Source organism: Gemmatimonadaceae bacterium, assembly GCA_035633115.1.
In the GTDB taxonomy this organism is placed as follows: domain Bacteria; phylum Gemmatimonadota; class Gemmatimonadetes; order Gemmatimonadales; family Gemmatimonadaceae; genus UBA4720.
This window is the reverse complement of the sequence record DASQFN010000058.1, coordinates 250,731-264,710: the sequence shown is the minus strand read 5'-3', so window position 1 is coordinate 264,710 and position 13,980 is coordinate 250,731. Positions and strand designations below refer to the sequence as shown.

Below are 13,980 nucleotides of genomic sequence, written 5' to 3'. Positions count from 1 at the left end.
AACGCTCGACGGCGGCGGCGCGAATGTCCGACGTCAGAATGTCTCCCCCGTCGCGCAGCTGGCCTCGCACCTGAAGCATCTGGGCGGCCGAGCTGTAAAACCGCTCCTGTCTCCCGAGGGTGACCATCAGAGTCGCACCTACAATCGCCGCAATAACCGTCGCGACAACCATTTCAATGAGAGTGAACCCCGCTCCCCGCCGACTCACGGGCATGGTGCGGCTGTGACATAGTCATCGCTTCGCTCACCGAGGCTTGTAGGATACGAGACGCGCTGATTGAGCTCAGTGGAAGCGGAGGCGGCTACCGCCACCCAGGATGATTGCACACCGCGAACGGTTTCACTCCCGCTGGCGAGTGAGGCGCACGGTGACGCCAGGGACACTTCGGCACGGCTTCGCGCCATCGAGACTGCCGAGCTGCGCCGAGCCGATTCGGCCATGCGCCGCGCGGTTACTGCGGCGGTTCCGGCAAGTGCAAGCGCGCCGGCTGCAAGCATGACGATGGCGACGACTACTTCAATGAGTGTGAATCCTTCGCGCGCTTTTCCCATGCGCGGACGATACGCACTGCACCTACAGACGCGTCATCATCTGACACACGGAATCATCGAAGTAGTGCTTCCGATCCGTTCAATCCGTTAAATCCGTTTTCCAAAAAGAAAAGGCGGCCCACAAGGCCGCCTCTTTCCAGCAACTTCAGAGGAGGTGAGTCGGCCCACGTTCGCGAGATACGCGGGCCGCTCATTCCCCTCAAGACTTGCTGATCAGGTGCAGGTAATCAGACCGTTGACTGAAGACGAGCAGGTCTTGGTCGTGAGCGTGTGGCTCGCAACCGCAGACCATCCAGCCGGCGGGCCGGCAACTGCGGTGGCTGTCATCGTCACGTTCTGCGACGCGGTGAAGCCCTGAGCCGTGCCATTGCCTGAGAAGTACGTGCCGGCACTGTCGGCTGCGTAGCTCTCTTCGTACGTCGCCAGGTTGCGAAGGTCAGCCTTCATCGATGCGAGGTAGGCCTTCTCCTTGGTGTTCGCGAACTTCGGGATCGCGATCGCGGCAAGAATGCCGATGATGACGACGACGATCAGAAGCTCGATCAGCGTGAAACCCTTTTTGTTGCGGACCATTTGTCTATCTCCTTGAGAGGAATCGGTAGTGAATCCGTCGAAAGGACGAAGGGGCCAAAAAAAGGCAACTCAGGATTTCGGATTATTTCCCTTGCTCACATTCGCGAGGCTGTCGGCAACAGCGATAACCCTCAGCAGATTTGCGTCCGCCGCCGAGGATCTGAGACCGTCCTGCGCGAGCGATCTGGCTTCGTCGAGCTTACCCAGCTGCAACAGGCAAACAGACGCATTGAAGCGCAGATCCGGCAACGACGGGTCGATATCCAGGGCTTTGCGATACATCCCCATTGCGCGCGGGCACTGGTCTGCCATGCGGAACCGATCAGCGGCAAACGAGAGGAGCCCCGGGTCGTTGCGCTTTCCCAGGACGACCGCAAGCAGCATCTCCTCCAGCCCTTCCTGCGTCTGACCGGCGTTTGTCAGATGCTCGGCTAGAGTCCAGTGCGCGCGATAGCTCGTCGGTACATCGAGCACTGTTTGACGGAAAAGACGGTCGTTGTCGTGCCAGACGCGGTTTCGGGTGGAGCTGCGGCCGATTCCCGCGACGAGGAGCAGGGCGACCACAGCGGCCGGAGCGAAGCGCGCGAGACCTCCCCGCTCTGCCATCACCCGCGCGAAGTGCACGACCGCGATGCCCGCGCAGATGGCGATTCCCGCGCTCGCAAGGAACAGCGCCCGCTCGGCGAGAATGAACCCGGTGACGACGATGAGGTTGCTCGGAATGAGAAGCGTTGCTCCCGCCCACAGAATTCCGAACGCCGCCGCCGGAATCGAGCGCCGCAGGTGCCACGCAATGGCCGCCGCACCAACGAGCACGAGAAGACCCGGCAGCATTGTCGAATCGAACGATGTCGCTGCTTCTATGCGACGCGAGGAGTAATCGGCCGACATGCTTGCGGGCCACACCAGGAGACGGACCCATTCCATCGATACGCGAAGCATCGTGAGCACGCGGGTGAGGAACGTTGCGTCGAAGAGCAGCGCATTCGGACCAGCCTGTGCCACGCGCCCAACGACGAGCGTCCGTACGAATACGAACAGGCAGCCGGCGAGAGCGAGTGCAACGAACAGGGGCCACACCTGGCGCGCTCGCTCACGCAGGCGACCGCTCTCGTTCAGCAGAGTGACCTCCGCCACCAGGAGAAGGCCCGGAAGAATGATCGCATGCTCCTTGAACATGCAGGCGGCGAAGTACAGGACAGCCTGTAAAGCGATCTCCTGCGGCCGCAACGGCCCCGCGCGGCGGGCACGGATATACCGTGCGACCGAAACGAACACGATCAGCCCCACCCAGAGCTCCGCCTGACCCACGACGTTTGCAACGACCTCGACGTGAAGCGGATGCACCGCGAAAAGCGCGGCGGCCACGAACGCGGCCACTGGCGACACTATAAGAAGCGCGAGACGGTAAAGAGCGACCGCCACTGCGGCGTAGAGGACGACGTTTACTATATGGAACGGAAGCGGCGACCCACGGCCGATTGCCCATTCCAGCGAGAACGCAACCGCGGTGAGAGGTCGGTAGAGACTCGCCCCTTCTTCCGGAGGCCAGTAAGTGTGGCCAAACAAACGCCACGCCTCGCTCAGCGAGTGCAGCCGCTGATTCTCGAAGATAATATGGACGTCATCGAGCGCGAATCCGTTGCTGATCCCCGTGAGCGACGCGAGGAGAGCGAGGACTGCTATCGCGGCCCAGGCTACGGACTGCGCGCGGCTCTGGCCTGGCTCGTCCGTGACCGCATCGCTCACGCCTCGACCCCGAACCTTGTCAGCTTGCGATAAAGGGTCGAGGGATCGATGCCAAGCGTCTCTGCAGCCTTTGATTTGTTACCGCCTTCGCTCCCGAGCACCCACATGATGTATGCGCGCTCGATTGCGTCGAGCGAAGGATTTCGTGTCACTCGCTCGCTTACGAAGGGCTCTGCTTTTCGCTGGCGGATCCGGTCAGGCAGTGAAGCCGGAGTTATCTCGCCGTTCGCGGCGAGTATCACTGCGCGCTCCACCGCGTTCTCGAGCTCCCTTACGTTGCCCGGCCACGAGTACGACTGGAGCTGCACGGCCGCCTCTTCGTTCAGAGTCTTGGGCTCTTCGGCGCGGGCGAGCGCAATCTGCTGCAGGAACGCTTCGGCGAGAATCGGAATGTCTTCGCGGCGCTCGCGAAGCGGAGGAATGTCTATGGCGATGACGTTCAGCCGATAGAAGAGATCGCTCCGGAAATTTCCGCGGGCAATTTCCTGGTCGAGGTCCCGATTTGTAGCGGCGATGATGCGCGTATCGATCGCAATCGGGTCGGTTGCCCCGACAGGAATCACCTCGCGGTGCTGGAGAACGCGAAGCAGCTTCACCTGAGTTGCCGGAGTTGTCTCCCCGATCTCGTCGAGAAAGAAAGTTCCGGATTCAGCGGCCGCGAACAATCCGGACTTGTCTTTTACCGCTCCCGTGAACGAGCCCTTCACGTGGCCGAACAGCTCGCTCTCGAGCAGGCTCTCCGGCAGCGCGCCGCAGTTTATTGAAACGAACGCCTTGGTAGAGCGCTTCGAGAGCTCGTGAATGTATCGCGCGACAATGCCCTTTCCGGTTCCGGACTCGCCCTGAAGCAGGACGGTGGAATCGGTCTGAGCCACGGTTTCCGCCACGTGGAGGAGGTCGAGCCACGCCCGATTGGTCCCGATGGGCTTGCCGACCTTGTCGCGCCTCTTGATCTCCTGCTTGAGAACCCTGTTCTCGACTCTGAGCTTGCGATGATCGACGGCGCGCCTGACGATGGCGACGAGCTCGTCGTTGCGGAATGGCTTCTGGACGTAATGGAACGCCCCCTGATTCACTGCCTGGATCGCTGACTGCAGCGACGCCTGGGCTGTCATCAGGATTACCGGAACGTCAGGATCCTGCTCCCGCGCTGCAGCGAGCACGTCGAGACCGCCGACGGCAGGCATGCGGATGTCGCAGAGAACGACGTTCGGCTTCAGCGCGGCGATCTGCTCGAGACCCTGCCGGCCGCCAAAAGCAACATGCGCCGCAAACCCCTCGTTCTTGAGGAGGATGCGCAGCGTATCGACTATTCCCGACTCGTCGTCGATGATGAGGACGGTCGGCCGCGTCTCCGTGCTTTCGCTCATTTACGTACCGGATCACCGGCTTTTTGGTAGTACGAGCGTGAAGCGGGTTTCCTCTCCGGGAGCGCTCACAATTACGAAACCGCCATGTGCTTCTGCCGCGCGCTGAACTATGGAAAGTCCAAGCCCGCTGCCCCCCGGCTTACTGGTGACGAAGGGATCGAACAGTCGGTCACGAATATTCGGATGCACGCCGGCGCCACGATCGCTTACCAGCACCGCAAATGCCCCGCGCTCGAACTCGGGCCGTCCTTCGGGAAGCTGGTGCCTGGCGAGCTCGCCACCCTCTATCCTGACCTCGCTGTTCGGGGGCGCCGCCTGCACGGCGTTGAGGAGAAGATTCCAGATGGCGCGATGCAGAAGGTCCTCATCGCCTTCCATCATGAGCGGCGTCTTCGGAAAAAGGTCGACGACTTTCACGCCCGGCGCTGCGTTCGGATGAGCGGCCGCCAGCCGGGCAGCATTGCGCGCGATCTCCGAGACGTCGAGCTCGTGGAAACTCGCCGATCCCGTGCGCGCGAAGTCGAGAAACTCGGAGAGCAGACGCGACAACCGGTCCGACTCGCGCTGAACCAGCACGCTCAGCACCTGCTCGTCCTCCGACGCGCGCGGAATTCTCGACAGCTGCTCGACGGCGCTGCGGATGGATGCCAGCGGATTGCGAATCTCGTGCGCCAGCGAAGCGCTCATCTCCGCAATTCCAGCAAGGCGCTCAGACCGAACCTCGAGCTTCCTCATGTCGCTCTCCCGAAGCCGGAACGCCGCGAGCTCCGCAGCGAGTTCCTCACTTTGATCGCCCTCGGCGCGCAATCGCGCCGCGATGATCCCGCTGCTCAGCGCCACGACTGCAAAGACCGCCATTTGAAGAAACAGCGGAATTCCCGGAACGGTGTCGTGCCCGAGCATGGCGTCGGCAAAGTAAAGAACGATGCCGAGCGCGGCAGTGAGCGGAACACCAGCGGGAGGGACGAGCAGCGCAGATACGGCGATCACCAGGATGTAGAGGGGAGCGAACTCGGATTGAGACCCGTCCCAGGTAACGTGCACTGCGGCGGTTACGAGTAAGAGATCAAAAACCGTCTGGAGGTATAGAAAGTTTGCAGTTGCCGGGCGATGCCAGGGGCCCATCCAGAGAATGGAAAAGGCGGTAAGGGCGAGCGCTGCGATGAACGCCAGCGAGGCAATCAGCGTGGCGGAGGCGGGTGCGTCGAGCCAGACTGAAACGGCCGCAAAGAAGATTGCCGAAGCGAGGACGATCCGGCCGAGGAATACGGCTCGTAGAGTTCGGACGAGGCCTGGGGCCTGCAATTGCGGGCGAAGTGCCGGGTCGATCTTCCTGCTCCATGCTTGGGCAGGGTGCAAGTTGCAGGGGGTCGCCAACTCCGTCAATCACGGCCGGGAGCATGTAGATTCAATGCCAATGCCCCATTTAGCGGTGCTGCTGCAGGACGCCGAGGCCATCGGCGGCGGCTCGATTGCCAGCCGCATGCTGCTCGTCCTGGTGCTCGTCCTCGTCAACGGCTTCTTCGTCGCTGCTGAGTTCTCGCTGGTCGCGGTGAGGCATTCGCGAATCGAGGAAATGGCCGCGGCCGGGGACAAGAGAGCGCGCACCGTACAAGGCGCCCTGCAGGATCTCGATCGCTACATCGCGGGCACGCAGCTCGGAATCACGATCGCGTCGCTCGGCCTCGGATGGGTCGGCGAGCCGGCGGTTGCCGGGATTCTGGACAGCATTCTCCAGGCGTTCGGAGTGGATGCTCCACCCGCGGGAGTCCACACAGCCGCATCGTTTGTAGTCGGCTTCCTCATCCTCACATTCCTTCACATCGTGCTCGGCGAGCTGGCGCCGAAATCTGTCGCTCTCGTGCGGCCGGAGAGCGTTAGTCGCCTCGTGGCGAGGCCACTGATTTTTTTCTCGCGCATCATGTCACCGCTTATCTGGCTCTGCAACGGAGCGGCAAACGGGCTGCTGAAGGTCTTTCGCATCAGCCGCGTGTCGGACATGCAGGGACACTCGCCGGACGAGCTGCGACTTCTCGTGATGCAGGCGCGGGCGCACGGCCGGCTGGATGAGTCGGACACCGCAATGCTCGCCGGAGTGTTCGACTTTCATTACAAGAAGGCGCGCGACGTGATGCGGCCGCGAACGGAGATCGTGTCGCTCGACACCACTGCGTCGGAGGGGGAGGTCTGGCGCGTGGTGAAGGAGGAGCGGTACTCGCGGTATCCGGTCACCCGCGAGACCATGGACGATGTAATAGGTGTCTTCCTCGCCAAGGATTTGTGGCTTCGCGACGAGACGAAGGCGTTTTCACTCAAGGACCTCACGCGCGACGTTCTTTACGTGCCGGACAGCCGGGCAGCCGAGCGTGTGCTCGATGACCTTCGGAAGACCCGCGCCCACATGGCTGTAGTGCTGGACGAATACGGCGGAACTGCAGGAATCATCACGATGGAAGACCTGATCGAGGAGGTCATCGGCGACATCTCGGATGAGTACGACCTCGCCGCACGAACGTCGATCGAAGCCGACGGGGTCCTCGAGCTCGACGGGACGATGTCGCTGATCGACGTGCGCTCGGACCATCGGGTGCAGATTCCCGAGGGAGACTGGACGACGCTCGGCGGGTATGCTTTCGCGAAGCTCGGGCGGCTTCCGCGGATGGGTGACCGCGTACCCGTTCCGGGCGGAGAGCTGGAGGTGATCGCGATGGATGGCCGCCGCATAGCAGCTCTTCGCGTTCATCGCGCCGACGTGGCGGCGACAGCTCAGCCGCACACCCAGAGCAAGAAATAGCGATCGCGCACGATCCGTACGCGGCGCTACGGTACCGCGATTTTCGGCTGTACACGTTCGGGCGCATCGCCGGCGTAATCGGATGGCAGATGCTGCAGGTCGCGCTCGGCTGGGAGCTGTACGAGCGCACGCATTCGGCTCTCGCACTCGGGCTTGTCGGTCTCGCCACAGCACTTCCCGTCATCATTCTGGCGCTACCGGCTGGCGATCTCGCCGACCGGATGAACCGCAAGCGAATTCTCGTCTGGTCGCAGATCGGTTTCATCGTCGACAGCATCGCGCTCGCCGCGCTCTCCTACTGGCAGGGCCCCGTTGCGCTCGTATACGTCGTCATTCTCGCACGGGGCGCGATACAGGCTTTCAACAATCCGGCGCGCCAGGCGATGTTGCCGCAGCTGGTGCCGGCGGACGTCTTCGGGAATGCAGTGACGTGGGCGAGCAGCGGCTTTCAGGTCGCGGCCGTTGTCGGTCCCGGGATCGGCGGCATCGTGGTCGCGATCGAGGGCGGCGCAACGGGCGCGTACGTCATCAGCACGCTGCTCACGGCCGTTTATCTCTGGGCGCTTCTCGAGATTCGCGGAGGGACAGTCCCCGCGGCCGCCGATAGCGAAGAGGGAGCCGCGTTTGCCGCGCGCTCACGGGAGAAGATGACTCTCGCATCGCTCGCGGCGGGAATGCGATATGTCCGCGACACGAAGGAGATTCTGGCGGCGATAACGCTCGATCTGTTCGCGGTGCTGCTCGGCGGGGCGACTGCGCTCCTGCCCATCTTCGCGAAGGATATTCTGCAGGTTGGCCCGGAAGGCCTTGGCTGGCTGCGGGCCGCTCCATCCGTTGGCGCGCTGATGGTAGCCGTCTCGATTGCTCACCGCCCTCCGATGCGGCGCGCGGGGCCGACTCTGTTGTTTGCCGTCGCGGGTTTCGGCGCGGCGACGATCGTGTTTGGACTTTCGCGATCGTTCCTGCTTTCGATGGTGATGCTTTTCCTGCTCGGCGGCCTGGATGGAATAAGCATGATCATCCGCTCGACGCTCGTTCAGTTGCGCACGCCCGACGAGATGCGCGGCCGCGTGTCTGCGGTGAACAGTGTCTTCATCGACATGTCGAACGAATTGGGAGGTTTCGAATCGGGCGCGCTCGCCGCGCTGGTAGGACCAGTCACAGCCGTTGTCGCAGGCGGCGTAGGAACACTCGTCGTCGTGAGCGCGGTTGCACTGGCGTGGCCCGAGCTGCGAAAACTCGAAACACTCCAACCCGTCGAACCAGCCGGACGTGGACACTTACGAGGAAGCGACCACCAAGCACACGAAGAGCGCGAAGAACTGCGACTCTAGGCGGAACGACTTTCGACTCGCGCCAATGCAGCTAGTGTAGCGCGATCCATCCGGTGACCGCCGTCGAACGTAATCAGCTCGTAGGGAACGTTTTTCTCCCGCAGCAGCTTCTCATAGTTTGCCATCATTCCCTCGTCGGCGAACTGATCACGTTTCCCGTACACGATGGTCAGCTTGACGTCGCGGAAGAATGTCGCGGCATGGTTGAGGTCGGAGTCCGTTGCGAGAAGCGCGCCCCACATGATGAGGCGGTCCGCGCGGGCACGACCGCGTGTGAGCCATCGATTTGCAGTTGCGCCTCCCTGCGAGAAGCCGACGACCGTCACTGAAACTTCCGACCGTCGTGCCTGCGTAAAGATCTCGTCGTACAGGTCGTCGAGATATGCCACGTAATCCGCAATCTCAGCCTCACGGTCGGCGCGTGTCATCCACGTTGCACCAATCTTTGCTTCCGCCGAATGAAATCCGGGCTCCGTCGCGAGGTAATAGCGCGAGAGCGCTTCGGGAGCGACGATGACGCGCGCGTCGGCGGCGATCGTCGCGAATTCTCGAATGAAGTCGCCGGCGAGCTGGTTGTAGCCGTGGCAGACAAACCACACGTCGCGCGTCTGGTCGCTCGGCTCGCCGATCATGTAGTACCGAGCGGTGCGTCCGACTTTGATGTGATGCTCTGTTGGCATCCGGGAAGATTAATCACTGCGGGCTGGGGTACTACTGCAAAGAGGAATGCGTCTTGCCCTTTGCTTGCGTTAACAACGGAGCACTGAATCATGAAGCACAACGCATTGATGCTCGTCAGCCTCCTCGGATTGGCAGCCTGCGAGATCTCGCCCGATGAGGAAGTCGCGCTTGGAGAGCAAACCGCTCGTGAGATCGCCAGCGCGATGCCAATCGTCACCGATCCGTACATCAACCAGCAGATCAACGAGCTGGGCGACAGCATCGCCGCGCTGACGTCACGACCCGATCTCGACTGGCAGTTTTACATAGTCAACTCACACCAGGTTAACGCGTTCGCCCTCCCCGGCGGCTTCATCTACGTCAACCGGGGGCTCATCGAGAACACCCAGCGCCTGGACCAGCTGGCCGGCGTGCTCGGCCACGAGATCGGCCACGTAATTCAGCGCCACAACGTGAAGCAGATGGAGAGCTCGCAGAAGATCGGGATAGTAGCGACGCTGGCCTGCACGCTGACCAACATCTGCAACAGTGGACTCGGGCAGGCGGCAATCAACATCGGCGGCACCGCGGTGATCGCGCGGCACAGTCGTCACGACGAGCTGCAGGCCGATTCGGAGGCCGTGGAGAACGTGCTCCGCGCCAGAATCGATCCCGAGGGAATACCATCGCTGTTCGAGGCCCTCGTACAGAAACGAAGGACCGAGCCGTCGGTGGTCGAGGGATGGTTTGCTTCCCACCCTCTGGAGGAATCGCGAGTGCAGCGAGCGAGGGAGCTGATCGAAGTCCTTGGCGCCGGCGAGCAGGGAGGGCTGCTGCAGGATACGCCGAGCTACCAGCGATTCAGGCAGGCTGTGGCGCGACTCCCGGCGCCACCGCGCCCACCGCCCGGCAGCAGGACGGATGTGGAAGCGGGCGGTTGATAACCGAGAGGTGTCTAGAGGTAGCTAAGCCACCAATCCTTCCGCCGCGCCTTGAGGTCAGCGTACCACTTGCAGATCGGGTACAGCAACAGCACCCCGACAAGCCAGACAACGAACACCACCCAGAGATCGAATGCGATATTGGGGGGCGTCGGGGCTCCTGGTCCGGGCAAGCGGAAGTAAATCCACGTTGGCTTTCCCGCCATCAGCGAAAGCAGGTATCCGGCTCCGTGCGAGTAGATCCACTGGAGAATGTAGAAGAAGAGCGGCACCCGGCCGTAGGTGACCAGCATGCGGGCGACGCGTCCGGGGGCACTCGCGTGATCTCCGGTCCCGGAGCGGTTGTACTTCTCCCACAGGGCGAGCCCGAGCAGCGACGGTCCGAGCGTCATCATCAGGAAGAGAAGCGACGGCGGATACTTCTGAACATTCAGAAAGGACGCGACAGTCATCACCGCGTTCTTCTGCGCGGACCATTCTCCCGGATCGCCGTAGATGTTCGTCGCGCGAAGGATGATGAATCCGACGGTGATCGCAGCGCCCCACCGAATCAGCCACCTGCGTCGCTCATCGGGTGTGCGATCGTAGATCGTTCCCATCGCGTAACCGGCCGCCATCACACCAAGCCACGGGATAAGCGGATAAAGAATGAACCAGACCGGGCCGGGAAAACCAAACGGCAGCACCACGCCTTGCTGATGGAGCACCATCCAGATCCAGCCGCCAAATCCGGGAGCTGGCGTGCCCGGCCCCTGCCACGGCGGGACGCGTAACGGGTCCAGCAGATTGTGCAGCACGATCATCGCGACGCCGAAAATCGCAACTGCGCGGATTGGAACGTGAATGAGCCCGGCCAGCAGGATCATGCACCAGCCGAGTACCCAGATCACCTGCGCAAAGCCGAGGAACTGCGCGTAGTCGAGGTTCCAGAAAACCAGGAAGCGAATCACCGTAAACTCGAGGACGATCAGCCACAGTCCACGCGTCACGAGGAAGCGCGACATCTCCGCCTTCGACTTGCCGCGGGCAAGCTGGAAGTAGACGCTCGACCCCGCGAGAAACACGAACACCGGCGCGCAGTAGTGCGTGATCCAGCGAGCGAAGAAAAGCGCGGGATACGTCCTCGACATGTCCGTCGGATCGAAGAAGAACGTGTCGCGGTGGACAAAGTCGCGGGTGTGATCCAACAGCATGATCACCATGATGAGGCCGCGCAGCAGATCGACCGAATCAATCCGCTCGCGCAGCGAGCTGGCGCGGAGTATGACGGAGCGGATTTCTCTAGTCGCGCCGATCGACGCGTCTGTCAGCGAGCGGTCAACAGAGGCAGTTGACTCCATGCCGTGCACCTCGCGGGGTGAAAGCCTGCAGGCGTTGAGTACCCTGGTCCGGCCGATCCTTGAGTCGAAGCGCTATTCTAGGCAACTCGGCGGCGCGGCGCCACGGTTCGGCGCTCTCTGACACAATTCTTACCAGCTCATGCTACCGATCCATCCCGAATGGATCGCCGGGCGGCGCTCTGAGCGCAGGTGTGGGAGTGGGCAGCTCCTGCCGCTCGAGCCACCGTGTGAAGTCGGCGGCGATTGCCAGCCAATGCGCGCGTTCCGGTATGCTGCCCGCGCCGCCGAGGGACCGCGCACGCCGCCGCAAGGCGTCCATCTTGAGCTCGACTATCGCGCGGACTTCTGGCGCGGCTTCCTTGTCGGCGGCGACAAGAAGCATTCGGTCCGCAACCGCGCGCTGCGCTACGCGACGCAGTGCCTGGGCGCTCGGTGTCGCGCGCGGCGGCGCCGACCATGTCAACGTCAACGAGTCGATCGTCTCGTCAAGAGTCAGCGGCCTCGGCCCGCGACTCGCAAACTGCACCAGACGCGCAGCACGCTCGCGCTGCAGAACTGCGTCGACAATCATCTGCGCCAGCGTGCGCGCGGCGCCGAGCTCGTCGAAAGCGGGACGCGTGCGACTGCTGAAGAGCTCGACGTACTGCGGATACGAGTACGGGCGAGGGCCGAGCAGCGTGATCACAGTGTCGGGAATCGCGAGCTCCGAGGGCGAAAGCGCGCCGACGAGCGCCGACAGCGCGCGTCGCTGAGCAGCTCCGTCGATGGGCCGGGTCGCCTGCACGCCATCTCCGCGAACAGCGTTGCTGTACTCCATTCCGCCGATCGTCTTGGCGAGCGAGTTGACGGCAAAGCGATGCATCAGATAAACCGGCACGAACCGCTCCTGAAGCAGCGCGATGGGCTCCCCGACGCGAATGTTTCGCTCGTTGAAGCGCGCCATCGCCACCCGCCTCACGCCCATCTGATGCCTCAGGAATTCCATGGGCGACGCGGCGTCATCCCAGAGATTCGTTCGAGGATCGGATGCAAACTCGGGTCGCGCATCGGCGTCGGAGAGAAATAACAGTCCCCGTCGCAGTCCGTCGGCGACTATCGCCCGCAGCGAGTCCTGCTCCGTTCCCGGCGGGAAGATTCCGTAACCCCAGCGAATCGAGAACATGTCGTAAGCGCCCGGGCCGACTGCATAAGCGCTGGAGATGTCGATGTTCCCGCTGGCGTCGAGTCGCACGCGTGGAGGCGGATAATCCATGACGGAGCCGCGCTCGTATGTCGACGCGATGTAGTTGTGCGAGAGGCCGAGGGTGTGTCCGACTTCGTGAGCCGTAACCTGTCGAATACGCGCGAGGACGAATGCAGTGTCGGCGGCCGCCGCATCTGCGCCCTTGAGCCCTGCGTAAAGGTTGTAGTCGGTGCGCGCGCGGTGCGAATCCATGCGCGCCATCGCTTTGAGTAACTCGCCGGTGCGGGGATCGCCAATGGCGCCCCCAATGGACCATCCGCGCTCGTTCCGGTTCTCCCACTGAACGACGTTGTAGCGAGCGTCCATCGGGTCGACGCCTTCGGGCAGATCTTCCACCTTGAACGCGCCGCGAAGGCCGGCGCGCTCGAAGGCCTCGATCCACCAGCTCACACCTTCCTTCGTCGCTGAGCGCACCGGCTCGGGAATCCCGCGATCTATATAGTAGACGATGGGATTCTTGATCGGACTCGCCGGATCGGCTGGATTCACACGCTCGAGGCGGTGCCGCGCGATCCAGCGCTGCTCGAGTGGAAGCTGGATGGGCTGCGCGTAATCCTTGAAGACGATGCCAAAGAATCCCGTGCGCGGGTCGAGCACCCTCGGGCGATAGTTGCTGTCCGGGAGTCTGACAAAGCTCAGGTGCTGCCGCAGCGTGAACGATCTGCCCTCAGGAACGATTGAAGCGACCGTCTGGCCGGGTTTTCCTGTCGTGACGAACGTCAAAGCGACGTCGATCTCGCTGTTGTCGGGGAACGCCTTCGTGTACGGGCGATATACGCTCGACCGGTCGCGCGCCACGGCGTAGGTGCCTTCGTTATTCGCAGTGAGCGTCCCGGTGACGTCGTTCCAGTCGCGCATCACGAAATCGGTTGCATCCACGACGAGTCGCGAGCCTTCTTCAGCGATCAGCGGCAGCGAGCCCGTCGTGCTCGGTGGAAAAGCCTCGACCACCGTGCGCACGTGCGCCGGGTTGTCTGTTGCCGAGCTCCGGTAATTCCAGTTCTCGAAAACCACGAGGACACGGTCGCCGTTTCTGTCGAAGCGGGTCACGTATGAGTCACCGCCCGCGCCGCGGTCGAGGCCGATCGGATTCGACCCGAGTCCGGTAGCGAGCGTGACGAACATCAGCACGCGCATCGAATCTGACGGAAGCTCCAGGAAGATCTTCCCCTGCTTCGCATCGAGGTAGATGGGAATGAGCCCGTCCCGGCGCTCCATGCCGGCGGTCTTTGCTGCAATACTCGACGCAGATCGCGTTGCAGTCCGAGAAGCCGCGTCCGTCTGCTGCCGCTGTGCAGAGGCACACGCGGAAACACACGCTGCAAGGGCGAGTGATGCGAAATGTTTCGATCTCATCGTGTGGGCCAAAAGGGAGAGCCGCGATTATCCCACCGGGACTGGCCCTGCGCAAGTATTCGCTGCCG

General features: G+C 62.6%; 12 protein-coding genes. 3 read left to right on the top strand and 9 right to left on the bottom strand.

Going from position 1 to position 13,980, the window contains the following annotated elements; all coding sequences use genetic code 11:
* The 6 genes from VES88_08555 to VES88_08530 form a co-directional block, all read right to left on the bottom strand.
* Positions 1-208, bottom strand: a 208-nt coding sequence (locus VES88_08555; GenBank protein ID HYN81539.1) for a type II secretion system protein, incomplete at its 3' end; no start/stop codon positions are given.
* Positions 205-552: a prepilin-type N-terminal cleavage/methylation domain-containing protein gene (locus VES88_08550; protein HYN81538.1), complete on the bottom strand. Its 348-nt coding sequence runs from the start codon at positions 550-552 to the stop codon at positions 205-207. The genes VES88_08550 and VES88_08555, both read right to left, overlap by 4 nt.
* Before the next feature lie 213 nt (positions 553-765).
* Entirely contained in the window at positions 766-1,125 is a 360-nt protein-coding gene (locus tag VES88_08545) for a prepilin-type N-terminal cleavage/methylation domain-containing protein (protein ID HYN81537.1), read from the bottom strand.
* 69 nt (positions 1,126-1,194) lie between these two features.
* Complete coding sequence (locus VES88_08540; GenBank protein HYN81536.1) at positions 1,195-2,874, bottom strand: tetratricopeptide repeat protein; 1,680 nt, start codon at positions 2,872-2,874, stop codon at positions 1,195-1,197.
* Positions 2,871-4,244, bottom strand: coding sequence for a sigma-54 dependent transcriptional regulator (locus tag VES88_08535; protein HYN81535.1), 1,374 nt, complete (start codon positions 4,242-4,244; stop codon positions 2,871-2,873). Before VES88_08535 ends, VES88_08540 begins: the two co-directional genes overlap by 4 nt.
* Positions 4,245-4,256: 12 nt before the next feature.
* Positions 4,257-5,549 (bottom strand): ATP-binding protein, encoded by a 1,293-nt coding sequence (locus VES88_08530; protein HYN81534.1) that lies wholly within the window; start codon positions 5,547-5,549, stop codon positions 4,257-4,259.
* Between the two features lie 106 nt (positions 5,550-5,655).
* Here VES88_08530 and VES88_08525 point away from each other — a divergent pair, with 106 nt between their 5' ends.
* Positions 5,656-7,038, top strand: coding sequence for a hemolysin family protein (locus VES88_08525; GenBank protein ID HYN81533.1), 1,383 nt, complete (start codon positions 5,656-5,658; stop codon positions 7,036-7,038).
* Entirely contained in the window at positions 7,035-8,372 is a 1,338-nt protein-coding gene (locus VES88_08520) for an MFS transporter (GenBank protein ID HYN81532.1), read from the top strand. The genes VES88_08525 and VES88_08520 overlap by 4 nt, the downstream gene beginning before the upstream one ends.
* Here the strand turns inward: VES88_08520 and VES88_08515 are convergent.
* Positions 8,369-9,052, bottom strand: coding sequence for a dienelactone hydrolase family protein (locus tag VES88_08515; GenBank protein HYN81531.1), 684 nt, complete (start codon positions 9,050-9,052; stop codon positions 8,369-8,371). The genes VES88_08520 and VES88_08515 overlap by 4 nt on opposite strands.
* 90 nt (positions 9,053-9,142) lie before the next feature.
* Here VES88_08515 and VES88_08510 point away from each other — a divergent pair, with 90 nt between their 5' ends.
* Positions 9,143-9,973 carry a M48 family metallopeptidase gene (locus VES88_08510; GenBank protein ID HYN81530.1) on the top strand — a complete coding sequence of 277 codons (831 nt, stop codon included), beginning with the start codon at positions 9,143-9,145 and terminating at the stop codon, positions 9,971-9,973.
* 14 nt (positions 9,974-9,987) lie between these two features.
* Here VES88_08510 and VES88_08505 read toward each other — a convergent pair whose 3' ends face one another.
* Both VES88_08505 and VES88_08500 read right to left on the bottom strand, forming a co-directional pair.
* On the bottom strand, positions 9,988-11,313 hold the full coding sequence (locus VES88_08505; protein HYN81529.1) for a heparan-alpha-glucosaminide N-acetyltransferase domain-containing protein: 1,326 nt from the start codon (positions 11,311-11,313) through the stop codon (positions 9,988-9,990).
* A gap of 142 nt (positions 11,314-11,455) precedes the next feature.
* Entirely contained in the window at positions 11,456-13,774 is a 2,319-nt protein-coding gene (locus tag VES88_08500; GenBank protein ID HYN81528.1) for a zinc-dependent metalloprotease, read from the bottom strand.
* Between the last annotated feature and the right edge of the window lie 206 nt (positions 13,775-13,980).